Source organism: Streptomyces sp. NPDC091279 (assembly GCF_044757465.1).
Classification (GTDB): Bacteria; Actinomycetota; Actinomycetes; order Streptomycetales; family Streptomycetaceae; genus Streptomyces.
Genome location: NZ_JBIVVA010000003.1, coordinates 378,139 through 395,284 on the forward strand (window position 1 = coordinate 378,139; position 17,146 = coordinate 395,284).

The following is a 17,146-nucleotide window of genomic DNA, read 5'->3' on the forward strand; positions in this document are numbered from 1 at the left end:
CGCGGGGAGAACTACTCCCCGTCGGGCTTCTCGTCGGTCCCGTCGGTCCCGTCGGTCTCGTCGACCTCCTGCTCCAGGCCGAGCTGCTCGACGAGCCACTTGTCGAACTCGATGGCCGCGCGCACCCAGCTGACCGTGGAGGACACGAAGTGCTCCAGGCTGACGCCGGTGCCGATCAGCATCTGCGCCTCACCGATGAGGCGGACGGTGCCGTCGTCGTGGGTGTGGCTGTAGACCTTCGGCCACAGGGTGCGCCGGTTCCAGTCGTCGATGGCCTCAAGGAGCGCGGGCTTCTCGTCGATCTGGTGGGGCCGGTCGTAGAACGTCCGCACCGAGAAGACCTGCTGCTCGCCCTCGCCGCGGAACATGAAGTACGTGCGGAACTGTTCCCACGGCGCCGCGAGGTCGCCCTCGTCGTCGACGACGTACTTCAGCTCCATCTGGTCGAGGAGCTGCTTCACGAGGTCCTGATCCGGGACTACGGGGCCCGCCGGCCCCTGGGGCGGCTCAGGCTGGCCCCCGAAATTAGGAATCGAGGACGGGTCGATGGTCACCGTGTTTTTCCCTTCATACGGATGCCGTCATCCTCCCCCATCCGGGGAGGTCCGTGGCAAGCCCCACCAACCCTGTCAGCCCTGAGCGGAAGCCCCCGACATTGGGTCCCCGGGTCGCCCCGGGAGCGGAGGGAGACAGGCGGGCGTGGTGCCGGGTACCCCGTCAGCGGCGTTCGCCCCTTGCGGCGGCAGAATCGCCCGCTCAGCCCTCCTCCATCCGCTCCACGAGCTGCCACACACCGGTGGACGGATTGCGGGCATGGCCCTCACCCGTCGGGTCGAGCTGCCGGGCGCGCACCACGGCCTCGGCCCGCCCGTCACGGTAGACGGCGAAGTCGACCCGCGTCTTGTCGTAGCCAGGGACGTGCTTACGCAGCAACGGCAGCAGCTTCTTGTACGTCGGAACGTGTCCCGTCTGCGGCGTGAAGTGGAGCAGCAGCCACAGTTCGAAGCAGGGGTTGGAGATCGCCACCTTGATGCCCGCCCGGCCCGCGTCGATCACGGCCTGGTCGACATCGACGAACTGGTCGACGTCGAAGACGCACCACACCTCGTCGAAGCTGCCCCTGCTGACGTTCCGCTGCTTCTTGGCATAGGCGACGAGCTGGGTCGGTGAACAGGCCTTGCCACGTACGACGACGGAGACGGCGGGGTTGCGGAGGTGCTCACGCAGGCCCTGGAGGTACTGGCGCTCCGTCTCCTTGCTGCCGCAGACGACGAGAACGGTCCGCGCGGACCGGCGGGTCGGTGCCGGGCGCCGACCCGACCCCTCACGCGGAAACGGCCTTGGCATGCGCCCCCCAGTACTCCCTGACCACGTCCTCAAGCGTCGTGTCCGGCAGCACCGGCACCGCGCCGTAGCTGCCCGCGAGGTACCGCCGTTCGAAATTCTCCCCCTTGCGCGGCTTGAAGTCGCTGAGCGGGAACAGCTCGGAGGCCCCGGTCTCCGGCTTCTTCTCCACGAACCAGATCTGATCGCGACGCAGCACTTCCTCCCCCAGCATCGTGCCGAGCAGCGAGGCACTGTGCGTGGTGAAGACCAGCTGGGCGCCGCGCGGGTTCAGCTCCGGATTCTGGAACAGCTTGACCAGCTTGGCGGTGAGGAGCGGGTGAAGGCTGACGTCGACCTCGTCGATCCAGAGCTGCCTCTTCGACCATAGGGCCAACAGCGCCCAGGAGACCAGGTTGAGCCAGGTCTTGGTACCGGCGGACTCGTCCTTGACCGGCAGCAGAAACTCCTCGTCGCCCACCTGATGTGCGAAGTACAGGGACTTCGACGCGGCCGCTTTCACGTCGGCTGGCGCTTCCCGCCACCTCTCCGCGAGCCCCAGCTTCTTGACCAACAGGTCATCCTCGGCACCTCGACGAACGCCATGCACTCCGAGGTCCGCCGCTGCCAGAACCTTGTCGCCACGCGCGATCCCGACCTGCTCGAAGGTCTCATACAGGCTGGTGAGAACCGCACCGTCGTTGGTCAGCCCATGCCGCGTGCGGTCGTCGATGACCGCGCCCATCCCTAGCGTCTCCCAGACCGCACCCAACTGCGCATGCGCCGTCTGTGCGGCAGCGGACAGATACAGGCTGTTCGGTCGCATCACGCGCTCCGCCGCAGCCCGTTCGCCGGTGAGCGAGTTCCCGAACGTCACGTCCATGCCCCGGCGCTCGAAGAGGATGCGCTTGCGGCCCTTGGGATAGACGTACAGCCACTCCTCCTCGATCTCCGTGTCGGAGAGCGCGAAGCCGTACACATGGCGGACCCCGTCGATCAGCACGTCCGCGGCATATGTCGACGGTTCGTTCCTGCTCCCGTGGTCCAGCAGGAACGGCCGGCGCTCGATGGGCGCGCCCGGCAGCCAGCGGGCCTGCGACCCCTCGACCGCACGACAAAAGAAATCGTACGCGTCCAGCACGGTCGACTTCCCGGACGCGTTCGCCCCGTAGATCGCCGCGACGGTCAGGGCCGGTCGGTTGTCCTCGTAGACCGGAACGAGGTTCAGCTCCTGCGGTTCGCGCAGTGAGCCGTGGTTGGCCACTCGGAAGCTCAGCAGCACCTCTTACACCCCGCTTCCAGGCTTTGTGAACAAGTGAACAACGGATTCAAGCTTGGGTTCCATGCTAGTAACGTCCGTCGACAAAGAACAGGCCCGCCACCCACCGGAGTGACGAGCCCATCCCACCTTCGACTACAACGTCTTTCCGGCCGCCTTCCCCACCGACAGCCCCTCCCCCGCCGTATCCACCCGGACCGTGTCGCCGTCCTTCACCTCGCCGGAGAGGATCTCCTTGGCCAGGCGGTCGCCGATGGCGGTCTGGACCAGGCGGCGCAGGGGGCGGGCGCCGTAGGCCGGGTCGTTGCCCTCGCGGGCCAGCCAGGCCAGGGCCTCGTCGGTGATGTCCAGGGTGAGGCGGCGTTCCGCGAGGCGCTTGGCGAGCCGGTCGATCTGGAGGCGGGCGATGCGGGCCAGCTCGTCCGTGGACAGCGCGGAGAAGACGACCAGGTCGTCGAGCCGGTTCAGGAACTCCGGCTTGAAGGACGCCCGGACGACGCTCATGACCTGGGCCTTCTTCTCCTCCGCGTCGGTGAGCGGGTCGACCAGGAACTGGCTGCCCAGGTTGGACGTGAGGATCAGGATGGTGTTGCGGAAGTCGACGGTGCGGCCCTGGCCGTCGGTGAGGCGGCCGTCGTCGAGGACCTGGAGGAGCACGTCGAAGACCTCGGGGTGCGCCTTCTCCACCTCGTCGAGGAGCACCACCGAGTACGGGCGCCTGCGCACCGCCTCCGTGAGCTGGCCGCCCTCCTCGTAGCCGACGTAGCCGGGCGGGGCGCCGACCAGCCGGGCCACGCTGTGCTTCTCGCCGTACTCGGACATGTCGATGCGGACCATGGCCCGCTCGTCGTCGAAGAGGAAGTCGGCGAGCGCCTTGGCCAGTTCGGTCTTGCCGACGCCGGTCGGGCCGAGGAAGAGGAACGAGCCGGTGGGCCGGTCCGGGTCGGCGATACCGGCCCGGGTGCGCCGCACGGCGTCCGCGACGGCCTGCACGGCCTCGCGCTGGCCGATCAGACGGCGCCCCAACTCCTCCTCCATGCGCAGGAGTTTGTGCGTCTCGCCCTCCAGGAGGCGCCCTGCCGGGATGCCGGTCCAGGAGCCGACGACGTCCGCGATGTCGTCGGGCCCGACCTGGTCCTTGACCATGGTGTCCCGCGAGACCTCCTGCTCGGCCTCGCTGGCCTCGGCCAACTCCCTTTCCAGGGTGGGGATCTCGCCGTAGAGCAGCTTGGAGGCGGTGTCGAAGTCGCCGTCGCGCTGGGCCCGTTCGGCCTGGCCGCGCACGTCGTCGAGGCGTTCCTTCAGCGCGCCGACGCGGTTGAGGGACTCCTTCTCCTTCTCCCAGCGGGCGGTCAGGCCCCGCAACTCCTCCTCGCGGTCGGCGAGATCACGGCGCAGCCGCTCCAGACGGTCCCGGGAGGCCGGGTCGGTCTCCTTGCCGATGGCCAGCTCCTCCATCTTCAACCGGTCGACGGAGCGCTGGAGTTCGTCGATCTCGACCGGCGAGGAGTCGATCTCCATGCGGAGCCGGGAGGCCGCCTCGTCGACCAGGTCGATGGCCTTGTCGGGCAGGAAGCGGGAGGTGATGTAACGGTCCGAGAGGGTGGCCGCGGCGACCAGCGCGCTGTCGGCGATCTGGACCTTGTGGTGGGCCTCGTACCGTCCCTTGAGCCCGCGCAGGATCGCGATGGTGTCCTCGACGGTCGGCTCGGCCACCAGCACCTGCTGGAAACGCCGTTCCAGGGCCGGGTCCTTCTCGATGCGCTCGCGGTACTCGTCGAGGGTCGTCGCGCCGACCATGCGCAGCTCACCGCGGGCCAGCATCGGCTTGAGCATGTTGCCGGCGTCCATCGCGGAGTCGCCGCCCGCGCCCGCGCCGACGACGGTGTGGAGTTCGTCGATGAAGGTGATGATCTGGCCGTCGGAGCCCTTGATCTCGGCCAGCACGGTCTTGAGCCGTTCCTCGAACTCGCCGCGGTACTTGGCGCCCGCGACCATCGCCCCGAGGTCGAGGGAGACCAGCCGCTTGTTCTTGAGGGACTCGGGCACGTCCCCCTTGACGATGCGCTGGGCGAGCCCCTCGACGACGGCGGTCTTGCCGACGCCGGGCTCACCGATCAGCACCGGGTTGTTCTTCGTGCGGCGCGACAGCACCTGCACGACCCGGCGGATCTCCTGGTCCCGGCCGATGACCGGGTCGAGCCGGCCCTCGCGCGCGGCGGCCGTGAAGTCGGTGCCGAACTTCTCCAGGGCCTTGTACTGACCCTCCGGATCGGGTGTGGTCACCCGGCGCCCTCCCCTTGCCTTCTGGAAGGCCTCCAGCAGCTTCTTCGCCCCGGCCCCCTGTGCGGAGAGTACGTCCCCGGCGGCGCCGCCCTTCGCGGCGATGCCGATCAGGAGGTGCTCGGTGGAGAGGAACTCGTCGCCCAGCTCCCTGGCCCGCTCGCCCGCGTCCGCGAGCACGGCGAGCAGCTCCCGGTTGGGCTGCGGGGGCGCGACGGTGGACCCGGTCACGCTGGGCAGCCCGGCGAGGATCTGCTCCGCGCCCGCCCGCACGGCCGCCTGGTCGGCGTCGACGGCGGCGAGGAGGTCGGTGACGTTCTCGTTGTCCTGGCCCTGAAGCAGGGCCAGGAGCAGGTGGGCGGGGGTGAGGTCGGGGTTGCCCCCGGTCACGGCACGGCTGCCGGCCGCGTTGATCGCGTCCCGGCTCCGGTTGGTCAGCTCGGCGTCCACGTTCGCGTTCTCCTCCGGCTCTTGCTCCCATTGCTGACTCAGTCAGCGTACACAAAGTTGAGTCTATTCCACTCAAGGATGCGGAGGCCGATTCCCAGAAGGGTGCGAACGGGGGAGCGCGAGGGGAAGCGAGGGGGCGAGGGGAGTGAAGGGGGGTGAAGGGGGGTGAAGGGGGGTGCAGGGGGGGGAGGGGGGGCGAAGGGCGGCGGGCCGAGGGAGGGGGGCGATTCGGCTAGGTTCCGGCCATGGCGATCTCCGCGCTGGACCCCGGCGCTCCCGACCCCGCGTACCTCGACTTCTGGCGCGAACGGCACCTGTGCACCCTGACCACCCCGCGCCGCGACGGCAGCCCGCACGTCGTCCCGGTCGGGGTCACCTACGAACCGGAGGCGCGGCTGGCCCGGGTCATCGCGAGCCGCACGAGCACCAAGGTGCGCAACGTCCTCGCGGCAGGGCCGGGCGGGGCACGGGTGGCCGTGTGCCAGGTGGACGGGCGGCGGTGGGCGACGCTGGAGGGGCTGGCCGTGGTGCGGGAGGAAGCGGAGGCGGTCGCGGAGGCCGAGCGGCGTTACGCCGAGCGCTATCACCGGACGCCGTCGCCGAACCCGTCCCGGGTGGTCATCGAGATCCGCCTCACCCGGGCGATGGGCCACGGCTGAGGCCCACGGAGAGGGGAGCTGTGAATCGTTTTCGGCCACTCACAGGCCGGGAATGATCCGTCCGATACGGTCGGAAATCCGCCCCAAAACACAGCGGCGTCACCGTGTTCAGGTCACGGTGACGCCGCTGCGGGGGGAAGCGCCTGAGCGATCTGTTACGACGGGGGAATCGCGTCAGGCACTGCGGGGGGTGGCTGAGATGGTTCGCGGGGTGGGGGCCTCCGACTCCACCAGCCTGTGGTCTCGTTGATCCAGGTTCACAAAAATCATTCCGTACCGGACGGCACACCGCACCGGCTGCGGCGCCCCCCGGGGCCGTCGCAGGCACCGGTAGGCCCGTACGTCCTCGTCGTCGTCGCGCGTCACGACCACCGGCTCGCCGAAGACGGTCACCATCAACGAGTCACCGGAGTGGGGGATCGCGGTGACCAGGTCGATGAAGTGCCATCCCGAGCGGTAGGCCGTGGCCATCTCGCGACGGAAGGACCGGTCGTCGGGGGGCGTGGTCATGCGTCCGCGCCCGCCGTGGTCGACCACCCGACGTCCGAAGGTCGCTCGGCGGCGACGACGACCCAGCCGACATCTCCCGATCCAGCAGCGGTGACGTCCCAGCCGACGTCGCTGGCGGCGACGTGCTCGTTGTTCGCGGTCGGGCTCACCCAGCCGACGTCGAGAGGACCAGCCGCACCGCCGGCCAGCGCGACTACGAAGGCAGTGGCAAGCACCGAGCGAAGCATTCTCTTTTTCATGGTCGGCTTCGTCCTCACTTGATGGCTTCCTCTCCCCCGTGGAACAAGACGATGGCTCATTCAGGCACGTCAATGCCACAGAAGAGATGCATCATGTTCCTGCACGTTCAGGACCCTGGGGGGTGGAGATTTGCCATCTAAGAGCACAAAACCGACACATCCTCATGACATCACAGCCCTATGCGCCGACGGGGCACGTCTCTACGCGAGCGCTCTCCGTTCGGGCCGGGTGTCCCGCACGGAGATCGGGAACGCTCCCTGCCTGCTGGAGTTCGCGCTGCTCCACCCCGATCCGGACGACGCCGGCTGGCTGCGTCCCGTTCCACCGTCGGTCGTGCTCGCGCAGCAACTACAGCCGCTGGAGCGCGAGATCCAGGACCGACGCCGGGACACCCTGGATCTGGCGGACGCCTTCCAGCCGTTCCTGGACATCAGTGCCCGGAAACCGGCGGCCACACATGCGATCACCGTGCTGGAGGGTATCGACCGCATCCACGCCGCGCTCGACGGGGCGATCGCCGAGGCCCGTACGGAAGTGCTGACCGTCCAGCCCGGGGGGAGCAGACCGGAGCACATCCTCAGTCAGGCGCTCAAACGCAGCAAACCACTGATCGAGCGCGGCATCTCCATGCGCACCCTCTACCAGCACACCGTCCGGCACAGCCAGAGCACCTATGCCTACATGGACCAGATGGCGGGCGCGAAGGTTGAGATCCGCACCCTGGAAGAACTCATCGAGCGGCTCATCATCTGCGACTCGTCGGTGGCGTTCATCCCGGCCCAGGACGACCGCACCATCGCCCTGGAGCTGCGCCACCCCGGCCTCGTCCAGTACTTGACCAAGGTCTTCGAGCAACTCTGGCAGCGGGCCACGCCGTTGCTGGACGAAGTGCCCTACGAATCCACCCCCGAGGGCATCACCGGCGTCCAGCGATCCATCGCCAAGCTGCTCATCGAGGGCCACGTGGACGAGGCGATCGCCCGCCGGCTCGGCATGAACGTCCGCACTTGCCGGGCTCACATCGCCAAGCTGGCGACGGCCCTGGGCAGTGGCAGTCGCGCACAACTGGGCTTTCTCATAGCCCAGTCGGGCATCCTTGAGCGCGAGCACTGAGACGCCGACGATGCGAAGAGAACATGCTGATGACGAACGAGCTGCCCGGGCCGAGTACGCGGGAGCGGAGCGGGCGGAGCCGGTGAGCGCCGAGCATCGCGCCCACGGCGCCGAGGATCTGTGCGCCCCCGGCGTGCTGCTCTACGAGCGCGCGGTGCGGGACGGCCGGGTCCCGGTCGCGGACGCGGCACCCACCCCCTGCCTGGTGGAGTTCGGGCTGCTGCACCCGGTGGTGGAGGATCTCGACTGGCTGGAGCCGGTCAGCCCCGCCATCGCCCTGCACCGGCTGCTGCGGGTCTCCGAGGAGCGGGTCGTGGCGGAACGGCGCCGCGGTGAGCTGCTGGCCGAGACGTTCGAACCGCTGCTGCGGCTCGGCGAGCACCGTGCGGGCGTGACGGACACCCCCGCGCTGCGGGTCCTCAGCGGGGTCGAGCGGATCAACGCGGTCATCAGCCAGACCCTGGCCGAGGCCTCCGGCGAACTCCTCGCCGTCCAGCCCCGCTCCGGTACCCGTATCCCCGCCGAGCGCCTCGCGTCGGCCCTCGACCGCGACCGGGCGCTGCTGGAACGCGGCGGCCGAATCCGCACCCTCTACCAGCACACGCTGCGCCACTCACCGGCGATCCTGGCCCGCTACGAGCAGTTGAACGGCGATGTCGAGGCCCGCACGCTGGACGAGGTGACCGAACGGCTGCTGATCGTCGACCGGGCCGTCGCCTTCGTGCCCGCGAATCCGGAGAACAGCGACTACTCCCTCGCCCTGGAGATCCGCCACCCGGCCCTGGTGTCCCACTTCGCCACCACCTTCGACCGCCTCTGGCGCCTCGCCCTGCCGATGCACCCGGTGGCCGCCCACCACCCGTCGCAGAACGGCGTCACACACCGCCAGCACGCCATAGCGGCACTCCTCATCGAGGGCCACACCGACGCCGTCATCGCCGAACGCCTCGGTATGAACGTCCGTACCGTCCGCGTCCACATCGCCAAGCTCGCCGCGACGCTGGGCAGCGAGAGCCGGGCGCAGCTCGGTTATCTCATCGGGCGGTCGGGGATTCTCGACCAGGAAGACTGACGCAGTCCGCCGGGGCGCGCGGGCCGTCGAGCCCCGCCTGCGCGATGCGCACCCCGAGCTGCGTGCGGCTGGCCGCGCCGAGCGTCTCCGACAGCCGCGCGATGTGCGCCCGGCAGGTCCGCACGCTGATCCCCAGCCGTTCCGCGATGACCGCGTCCTGATGCCCCTCCGCGAGGAGCGCGGCGATGGACTGCTCCCGGTGCGAGATGCCCTCGATGCCGGTGTCGGGCAACGGCACGGTCAACGGCGTCGCCAGCCGCCACAGCCGGTCGAACGTGGTCGCCAGATAGCCCACCAGCGCCGGGTGCCGCAGCTCAAGGGCGAGCGTGCGGTCGGCGTTGGCCGGGATGAAGGCCACCGTGCGGTCGAACAGGATGAGCCGGTCGCTCACCTCGTCGAGGCTCCTGGCCTGCACCGCGTCCCCCATCAGCTCCAGGTAGGTGAGCAGGCCCTGTCCGTGCCGGGCGACGTGGGTGTACAGGTCGCGCATCCGCACGCCCCGCGCGCGCAGCGCGAGCGCCCGGTGCAGGCCCTCGGTGAGTTCGTGCTCGGGGCGGATGCCGCCGGGCTGCACGGTGAGCACCTCGCGGGTGCACGCCTCGGTCGCCGCGTCCATCGCGGCCTGGATGCGGGCGAGCCCGTCCAGGACCCGGATCGCGGCGCCCTCACCGCCCGCGGGCGGCACCGAGGGGCCGAGCCCCGCGTAGCGTTCGAACGCGGCCACCGCGGAGCCCATCCGCCGCTGACTGGCGCTGAACTCGTCGTGCACCCCGCGCAGCAGCCGGGTCATGACCTCCTGCGGGGAGGTCGGCACCAGCCAGTCCATGTCGTCGGGGTCAGGATGCAGCAGCGCCAGATCGAGCAGACACGGCACCGGCTCGGCGTCCCGGCGCGGCACCCGGCCCCGCCGTACGGCCCGGGAGTACACGCGATCGCCGGCCGCGCAGAGTCGGTCGGCACCGTGCGGATGCTTCTCCGTCCCGTGCCCGGCCATCGCCCATTTCACCCCCGGCTTCCGCGTGTTCCGCAGCGCAACTATGCGCGGACACACCCCGCTCCGCAACACGGCTCCGCCCGAGGCGGGCAGCACAATCAGCCATTGTGCAGGGGTTTGTACGGGCCTCCCTCGGCCGACTTGCAACAACCTGACGGTGGTTGGCGCCCGGCCGCGGGCACCCCGCCGCCCGGTTCGGACAACGGCGTGAACGGCGACGACGGCATCCGGCGCCGGGCGGCCGAGGGCTCCCGGGAGGTGGCCCGACGTGGCGTGAACTCGCCGTTGCCCGGGGTCAGTCGAGACCGATGGCCGCGCAGTCCGTCTTGTAGGCGCCGGAGCAGATCTGGGACACCGTGTAGATGCCGTCGGCGACGACCGTGGACTTGATGTTCTTCTTCGTCAGCGCGGTGACGGTGAGCAGCTGGGCCGGGATGTCCTTGGCGGTGGGGCTGTCGACGCTGTCCTGGGTGAGGGCGTCGAACTGGATGTCGTGCCCCTGCACCTTGGCGACGGCCATCTGCGCGGCGGCCTCGGCCTCCTGCGGGTAGGACTTGTAGACGCTCATGTACTGCTCGCCGGTGACGATCCGGCGGACGGCGGGCAGTTCCGCGTCCTGCCCGGTGATCGGCGGGAGTTCGGTGACGCCGGCCTTCTCCAGGGCCTTGACGATGCCTCCGGCCATGCCGTCGTTGGCGGAGTAGACACCGGCGATGCCGTCCTTGCCGAGGGCCTCGATCGCGGTCGTCATGTTGGCCTCGGCGTTGCCCGGCTTCCAGTCCGCGGTGTCGTAGGAGCGGGCGATGGTCACCTTGCCGGACAGCTCGGACAGCGCACCGGCCTTGAACTGCTTGGCGTTGGGGTCGGTCGGCGAGCCGTTCATCATGACGATCTTGGCGGAGGTGTGCGAGCCCTGGCCCAGCGCGTCGAGGAGGGAACGGCCCTGCACCTCGCCGACGAGTTCGTTGTCGAAGGAGACGTACGCGTCGATGGGGCCCTCGGCGAGCCGGTCGTAGGCGATGACCGGGATACCGGCCGCCTTGGCCTTGGTGACCTGGGCGGCGATCGCCTGCGCGTCGACGGCGTCCAGCAGGATGATGTCGACCTTGTCGTCGATCATCCGCTGCATCTGGCTCGCCTGCCGGTCCGCGTCCTGGTCGGCGTTGGCGTAGTCGACCCGGCCCTGGCCGTCGGTGAGCGAGGCGACCTTCTTCTTGATGATGGGGTAGTCGAACTGCTCGTAACGGGTGTTGGCCTTCTCCGGCAGCAGCAGCCCGACCGTGACGTCGTTCCCCTTGCTCGGGCTCGCCGAACTGGCGCTGCTCCCCGACACGTTGAGCGCCCCGCAGGCGGACAGCGAGAGGGTCAGCGTGGACGCGGCCACGGCCATGACGGTACGACGCATGCGGGAGCTCACTTCTGGTGCCTTCGACGCGGTCGCGACTCTGCGACCCAGATGTCTGAAAAGACAACGCGCCCCCGCCCCACCCGTCAAGCAAACTGACTTAACGAGTCCACAACACCACCCACAGCGAACTTATGAAGCCCCCAAGTAACCCCCTCCCAAAGTCCCTTACTTCTTCCCCACACAACAACGCCCCATCAAACGGCCAAGATCACCAAAACCAACGCCAACCCCCTCACCCAGAAAACAACCAATCCCAGCCACCCAAGAAACCCCCCCGAACAACACAAAAGGGCCCGAAGGCTCAAAAGAACCTCCGGACCCAACGCCAGCATGCAGCCGACGGCCCAGCAACGCCCTAAAGGGGCGCGGGGCTGTATTCAATATGCGGCTCCGCCGCGCGAGCGCGACAAGCCACGACGGCGCCGCACCCGACGAACAACCCAGCCCGCCGCAGGCGCAACGGCCCGAGCCGAACAACCCTCAGTCGGAGGACTGTTGCCGCTTGGGCCGCCACACCACCAGCGCGCTGGACTGATGAACCTCCTGGTACGGGACAAGGTCCCGCCGGTACGACGCGTGCACCGCCGCTTCCCGCTGCCGCATCGCCGCAGCCGCCCCATCCACCGTCGACTCAAGCTCAGCAACCCGCTGCTGAAGAGCTATGACCTGATTCTCCAGCTCGATGATCCGCTTGATCCCGGCGAGATTCACCCCGTCGTCCTGCGACAACTGCTGCACCTGCCGCAGCAGTTCGATGTCCCGGGCGGAGTACCGCCGCCCACGCCCCGGCGTCCGGTCGGGAGACACCAGGCCCAGACGGTCGTACTGACGCAAGGTCTGCGGATGCAGTCCGGAGAGCTGGGCCGCCACCGAGATGACGTAGACCGGTGTCTCCTCCGTCAGTTCGTACGGATTGCGTCGACGCCCGTCCATCTCATCAAGCTCCCTTCGCGGCCTGGAACAGCTCGGCCCGCGGGTCCTCACCCTCGGTCGCCTCGCGATACGCCTCCAGCGCGTCACGAGCCTTCCCCGTCAGGCCGGTCGGAACACTCACCTCGACGGTGACCAGGAGGTCGCCCCGGGTGCCGTCCTTGCGGACCGCGCCCTTGCCACGGGCCCGCATGGTGCGGCCGTTGGGCGTGCCCGGCGGCAGCTTCAGCGTCACCGGCGGCCCGCCCAGGGTGGGCACCCTGACCTCGCCGCCGAGCGCCGCTTCCGCGAACGTCACCGGGACGGTCACCGTGAGGTGGTCGTCCCTGCGGCCGAACACCGGGTGCGCGCCGACGTGCACGGTGACGTACAGGTCGCCGCCGGGACCGCCCCGTTCACCCGGCGCGCCCTTGCCGCGCAGCCGGATGCGCTGCCCGTCGGAGACCCCGGCCGGGATGCGGACCTGCATGGTGCGCGAGGACTTGGCCCGGCCGCTGCCCTTGCAGACCTCGCAGGGTTCCTCGGCGATCAGGCCACGGCCCTTGCAGTCCGGGCACGGGTCGGTGAGCGAGAACCCGCCGCCCGAGCCGCGCGCCACCTGTCCGGTGCCGACACACGTCGGGCAGACCCGCGGGTTGCCGTTCTTGTCGCCGGTGCCCGAACAGGCCTTGCAGGCCGCCTGGGAGGACATCCGCAGCGGGACCGTCGCGCCCTCGATCGCCTCGGTGAAGCTGAGGGTGACCTCGGACTCGATGTCCTGACCGCGCCGGGGCTGGGTGCGCTGACCCGTGCCGCCCCGGCCGCCGAACAGGCCGCCGAAGACGTCCCCGAGCCCGCCGCCGAAACCGCCGGCCCCCGCACTGCCGCCCTGGGGGCCGCCTCCGAAGAGGTCACCCAGGTCGAAGTTGAAGTTGCCGCCGTTCGCGCCGCCGGGACCCGCGCGGTAGCCGCCGTTGCCGAAGAGGGTGCGGGCCTCGTCGTACTCCTTGCGCTTCTTGGGGTCGCCGAGGATGTCGTTCGCCTCGGAGATCTCCTTGAAGCGCTCCTCGGCCCGGGCGTTTCCCTTGTTGGCGTCCGGGTGGAACTCGCGGGCGAGCTTCCGGTACGCCTTCTTGATCTCCGCCTCGGTGGCGTCCTTGGGGACGCCGAGGACCTTGTAGTAGTCCTTCTCGATGAAGTCCTTGGTGCTCATCCTCGACGCCCCTCCTTCTTCCGCTCGATGTCGACGTCAGCCCTTCTCAGGGCTGTCGTCCTTGTCGTCCCCGGCCTCGGAACCGTCCTCGGCCTTGCCCGCCTGCGCCCCCGGCTGGGGTTCGGCGACCGCCACCCGCGCGGGGCGGATGGTGCGCTCGCCGTGGCGATACCCCGGCTGGAGGATCGCCACGCAGGTCGTCTCGGTGACGTCCGGCGCGTAGCTGTGCATCAGCGCCTCGTGGATCGTCGGGTCGAAGGGCTCGCCCTCCTTGCCGAACTGCTGGAGTCCCAGCTTCGCCGCGACGGTCTCCAGCGACTCGGCGACGGACTTGAACCCGCCGACCAGCTCGCCGTGTTCCCGGGCGCGGCCGATGTCGTCCAGAACCGGAAGCAGCTCGGTCAGGAGGCTCGCGACGGCGATCTCCTTGACCGTGACACGGTCCCGCTCGACCCGGCGGCGGTAGTTCTGGTACTCGGCCTGGAGGCGCTGGAGGTCCGCCGTGCGCTCACCGAGCGCCGTGCGTACCTGGTCCAGCTGGGCCGTCATACCGGTCAGCTCAGCGTTCGCGTCCCCGGCCGGGGCCGCCCCCTCCGTGGGGGCGGCGGCCGGCTCGGCGTCGTCAGGGGTGGCGCCGGAGGGGACGTCAGGCTTCTCCTCGAAACCCGGGGTCTCCTCCGTCACGCGGCACCACCCTTGGGCTTCTCGTCGTCGACGATCTCGGCGTCCACGACGTCGTCGTCGGCCTTGGGCTGCTCGGCGCCGCCGGCCGCACCGGCCGCGCCCTGGGCCGCCTGGGCGTCCGCGTACATGGCCTGGCCGAGCTTCTGCGAGACCGCGGACACCTTCTCGGTGGCCGTACGGATCTCAGCGGTGTCCTCGCCCTTGAGAGCGTCCTTCAGCTCGACGATCGAGGCCTCGACCTCGGTCTTGATCTCGCCGGGGACCTTGTCCTCGTTGTCCTTGAGGAACTTCTCCGTCTGGTAGACGAGCTGCTCGCCCTGGTTGCGGGTCTCGGCGGCCTCGCGGCGACGGTGGTCCTCGTCCGCGTACTGCTCGGCCTCCTGGCGCATCCGGTCGACCTCGTCCTTCGGCAGCGAGGAGCCGCCGGTGACGGTCATCTTCTGCTCCTTGCCCGTGCCGAGGTCCTTCGCGGTCACGTGCATGATGCCGTTGGCGTCGATGTCGAAGGACACCTCGATCTGCGGGACGCCGCGCGGCGCCGGGGGCAGACCGGTCAGCTCGAACATCCCGAGCTTCTTGTTGTACGCCGCGATCTCGCGCTCGCCCTGGTAGACCTGGATCTGCACCGACGGCTGGTTGTCCTCGGCCGTCGTGAAGATCTCCGAACGCTTCGTCGGGATCGTCGTGTTGCGCTCGATCAGCTTGGTCATGATGCCGCCCTTGGTCTCGATACCGAGGGACAGCGGGGTGACGTCGAGGAGCAGGACGTCCTTGACCTCGCCCTTGAGGACACCGGCCTGGAGCGAGGCGCCGATGGCGACGACCTCGTCCGGGTTGACGCCCTTGTTGGCCTCGCGGCCGCCGGTCAGTTCCTTGACCAGCTCGGCGACGGCCGGCATACGGGTGGAGCCACCGACGAGAACGACGTGGTCGATCTCGCTGAGCGCGATGCCCGCGTCCTTGATGACGTTGTGGAACGGCGTCTTGCAGCGCTCCAGGAGGTCCGCGGTCAGCTGCTGGAACTGGGCGCGGCTGAGCTTCTCGTCGAGGTGCAGGGGGCCCTCGGCGGAGGCGGTGATGTAGGGGAGGTTGATCGAGGTCTCGGTGGACGAGGACAGCTCGATCTTCGCCTTCTCGGCGGCCTCGCGCAGACGCTGGAGCGCCATCTTGTCCTTGGCGAGGTCCACACCGTGGCCGGCCTTGAACTGCTGCACCAGGTAGTCGACGACGCGCTGGTCCCAGTCGTCACCACCGAGGTGGTTGTCGCCGTTGGTGGCCTTCACCTCGACGACGCCGTCGCCGATCTCCAGGAGGGACACGTCGAAGGTGCCGCCACCGAGGTCGAAGACGAGGATCGTCTGGTCGTCCTTGTCGAGGCCGTAGGCGAGCGCCGCCGCCGTCGGTTCGTTGACGATGCGCAGGACGTTGAGGCCGGCGATCTCACCGGCTTCCTTGGTCGCCTGGCGCTCGGAGTCGTTGAAGTACGCCGGGACGGTGATGACCGCGTCGGCCACCTTCTCGCCGAGGTACGCCTCCGCGTCGCGCTTCAGCTTCTGAAGGATGAACGCGCTCATCTGCTGCGGGTTGAAGTGCTTCCCGTCCAGCTCGATCTTCCAGTCCGTGCCCATGTGGCGCTTCACGGAACGGATGGTCCGGTCCACGTTCGTGACCGCCTGGCGCTTGGCGACCTCGCCGACGAGCACCTCGCCGTTCTTGGCGAAGGCGACGACGGACGGCGTGGTCCTGGCGCCCTCGGCGTTGGTGATGACGGTGGGCTCGCCGCCTTCGAGAACGCTGACGACGGAGTTAGTCGTGCCCAGGTCGATGCCGACCGCACGTGCCATGGTGAATTCCTCCAGCTGACTTGAGTGGAACGGACTCAAGTGTGCACGACGTCCGTCGCTCGGTCAACAGAGGTGAGTCAACCCCGCTCAACTCTTATCCGTTCCTTACACGCAACTGCCCTGTGACCTGCGGCGACGCGGCCCGCCGCGCCCCGTAAACAGGAACGCGAAGCAGCCCTCCAACGGCGACGACGACCACCCCCGCCACCCAGAGCCCACCGGACCCGGGCACCCACCCGAGGTGCGCCAGTACCCCGACGAGCACCGCCGCGAACCCGCCGAGCCCGAGCAGCACGGTGACGCCCTGCGGGGTCAGCCCGAGCCTGCGCAGCCGGTGCGCGAGATGGTCGGGGCCGCCGCGCAGCAGGGGCCGGCCGGCCAGCCGCCGTGAGACCAGCACGAGCAGGACGTCGGCGCTGCCGAGCGCGGTGAGCGAGAACAGCACGGCCGCGCTGGAGGCGAGCGAGTGCCCCGCGCGGGTGTGCACGGCGGCCGCCGCCAGCACGAACCCGGTGAACAGCGAGCCGCTCGCGCCGAGCGCCACGCGCGCGGGATGCCAGTTGTGCATCAGGAAGCCGGTCAGCGCGGCGGCCAGCACGCTCAGCAGGACGGCGAGCCCGTCCATCACCTCGGCGGCGGCACAGGCGCCGATCGCGAAGGCGGTGAGCACCCCGACGGTCCCGGCGAGTCCGTCGGCGTGGTCGAGCGCCCGGAAGGAGACGGTCACGAAGACGATCCACCCGACGGCCAGCGCCCCGCCGGCCCACCCGGTCTCCGCGTACGGCACCACACAGGCCGCCGCCACCGCCGTTCCGGCGATCAGCAGCCGGGCCTTGACGCGGCGGAGGTCGGCGATGAGCCCCAGCGCGGCGACGGCGGCGCCCGCGACCAGCAGCCGGGCGATCCCGTCGCCGAGGGGCGCCGTCCCGGTCCACTCCCCGGCGCCCGCCACGAGGCAGGCGGCGAGCACGACGGCGGTCCCGCCGGCCAGCGGCACCGGGCGCTGTCGCCTGCGGTCGAGCAGGCCCAGCCGACGGGCGGGCAGCCGGAGCAGAGCGGTGAGGACGGCGGCGAGGAACAGGGCGGTGGTGGCGGCGACGATCCCGTAGAGCACGGATCTAAATTAGGCGCGATTGGGGTAATTGGGGGTGAATAACACGTTTAA

The 17,146-nt window shown here is 69.6% G+C and carries 16 protein-coding genes; 3 read left to right on the plus strand and 13 right to left on the minus strand.

What is annotated here, in order from left to right:
- Positions 1–11 precede the first annotated feature (11 nt).
- The 4 genes from ACIQOU_RS08640 to clpB all read right to left on the minus strand — a co-directional run bounded on the left by ACIQOU_RS08640 (position 12) and on the right by clpB (position 5,335).
- A complete protein-coding gene (locus ACIQOU_RS08640) occupies positions 12–554 on the minus strand; it encodes a YbjN domain-containing protein (RefSeq protein WP_401535221.1) in 543 nt (180 codons plus the stop codon).
- 202 nt (positions 555–756) lie between these two features.
- A complete protein-coding gene (locus ACIQOU_RS08645; protein WP_401535223.1) occupies positions 757–1,347 on the minus strand; it encodes an RloB family protein in 591 nt (196 codons plus the stop codon).
- Entirely contained in the window at positions 1,325–2,605 is a 1,281-nt protein-coding gene (locus ACIQOU_RS08650; protein WP_401535225.1) for an ATP/GTP-binding protein, read from the minus strand. The genes ACIQOU_RS08645 and ACIQOU_RS08650 overlap by 23 nt, the downstream gene beginning before the upstream one ends.
- A gap of 132 nt (positions 2,606–2,737) precedes the next feature.
- Positions 2,738–5,335 carry an ATP-dependent chaperone ClpB gene (gene clpB / locus ACIQOU_RS08655; protein WP_401535227.1) on the minus strand — a complete coding sequence of 866 codons (2,598 nt, stop codon included), beginning with the start codon at positions 5,333–5,335 and terminating at the stop codon, positions 2,738–2,740.
- 245 nt (positions 5,336–5,580) lie between these two features.
- Here clpB and ACIQOU_RS08660 point away from each other — a divergent pair, with 245 nt between their 5' ends.
- Entirely contained in the window at positions 5,581–5,994 is a 414-nt protein-coding gene (locus tag ACIQOU_RS08660; RefSeq protein ID WP_401535229.1) for a TIGR03618 family F420-dependent PPOX class oxidoreductase, read from the plus strand.
- Between the two features lie 174 nt (positions 5,995–6,168).
- On the opposite strand, the gene ACIQOU_RS08665 is transcribed toward ACIQOU_RS08660, so the two are convergent.
- Both ACIQOU_RS08665 and ACIQOU_RS08670 read right to left on the minus strand, forming a co-directional pair.
- Entirely contained in the window at positions 6,169–6,504 is a 336-nt protein-coding gene (locus tag ACIQOU_RS08665) for a hypothetical protein (protein WP_401535231.1), read from the minus strand.
- Positions 6,501–6,719, minus strand: a complete 219-nt coding sequence (locus tag ACIQOU_RS08670; RefSeq protein ID WP_401535233.1) for a hypothetical protein — start codon at positions 6,717–6,719, stop codon at positions 6,501–6,503. Before ACIQOU_RS08670 ends, ACIQOU_RS08665 begins: the two co-directional genes overlap by 4 nt.
- Positions 6,720–6,873: 154 nt before the next feature.
- On the opposite strand from ACIQOU_RS08670, the gene ACIQOU_RS08675 reads away from it, so the two are divergent.
- Both ACIQOU_RS08675 and ACIQOU_RS08680 read left to right on the plus strand, forming a co-directional pair.
- Entirely contained in the window at positions 6,874–7,857 is a 984-nt protein-coding gene (locus ACIQOU_RS08675; RefSeq protein ID WP_401535235.1) for a helix-turn-helix transcriptional regulator, read from the plus strand.
- Between the two features lie 82 nt (positions 7,858–7,939).
- A complete protein-coding gene (locus tag ACIQOU_RS08680; RefSeq protein ID WP_401535237.1) occupies positions 7,940–8,929 on the plus strand; it encodes a LuxR C-terminal-related transcriptional regulator in 990 nt (329 codons plus the stop codon).
- On the opposite strand, the gene ACIQOU_RS08685 is transcribed toward ACIQOU_RS08680, so the two are convergent.
- From ACIQOU_RS08685 to ACIQOU_RS08715, 7 genes are all read right to left on the minus strand, one after another.
- Positions 8,892–9,923 (minus strand): response regulator transcription factor, encoded by a 1,032-nt coding sequence (locus ACIQOU_RS08685; RefSeq protein WP_401535239.1) that lies wholly within the window; start codon positions 9,921–9,923, stop codon positions 8,892–8,894. The genes ACIQOU_RS08680 and ACIQOU_RS08685 overlap by 38 nt on opposite strands.
- Positions 9,924–10,218: 295 nt before the next feature.
- The gene (locus tag ACIQOU_RS08690) at positions 10,219–11,328 is read right to left on the minus strand and encodes a sugar ABC transporter substrate-binding protein (protein WP_401535241.1); all 1,110 of its coding nucleotides are present in this window, start codon (positions 11,326–11,328) and stop codon (positions 10,219–10,221) included.
- A gap of 483 nt (positions 11,329–11,811) precedes the next feature.
- Positions 11,812–12,264, minus strand: coding sequence for a heat shock protein transcriptional repressor HspR (locus tag ACIQOU_RS08695; protein WP_401535243.1), 453 nt, complete (start codon positions 12,262–12,264; stop codon positions 11,812–11,814).
- 4 nt (positions 12,265–12,268) lie between these two features.
- Positions 12,269–13,453: a molecular chaperone DnaJ gene (dnaJ, locus tag ACIQOU_RS08700; protein ID WP_401535245.1), complete on the minus strand. Its 1,185-nt coding sequence runs from the start codon at positions 13,451–13,453 to the stop codon at positions 12,269–12,271.
- A 36-nt stretch (positions 13,454–13,489) separates the two neighbouring features.
- Positions 13,490–14,137, minus strand: coding sequence for a nucleotide exchange factor GrpE (gene grpE, locus ACIQOU_RS08705; RefSeq protein WP_401535247.1), 648 nt, complete (start codon positions 14,135–14,137; stop codon positions 13,490–13,492).
- A complete protein-coding gene (dnaK, locus tag ACIQOU_RS08710) occupies positions 14,134–15,981 on the minus strand; it encodes a molecular chaperone DnaK (RefSeq protein WP_401535250.1) in 1,848 nt (615 codons plus the stop codon). Before dnaK ends, grpE begins: the two co-directional genes overlap by 4 nt.
- A gap of 94 nt (positions 15,982–16,075) precedes the next feature.
- Positions 16,076–17,095 carry an MraY family glycosyltransferase gene (locus ACIQOU_RS08715; RefSeq protein WP_401535252.1) on the minus strand — a complete coding sequence of 340 codons (1,020 nt, stop codon included), beginning with the start codon at positions 17,093–17,095 and terminating at the stop codon, positions 16,076–16,078.
- Between the last annotated feature and the right edge of the window lie 51 nt (positions 17,096–17,146).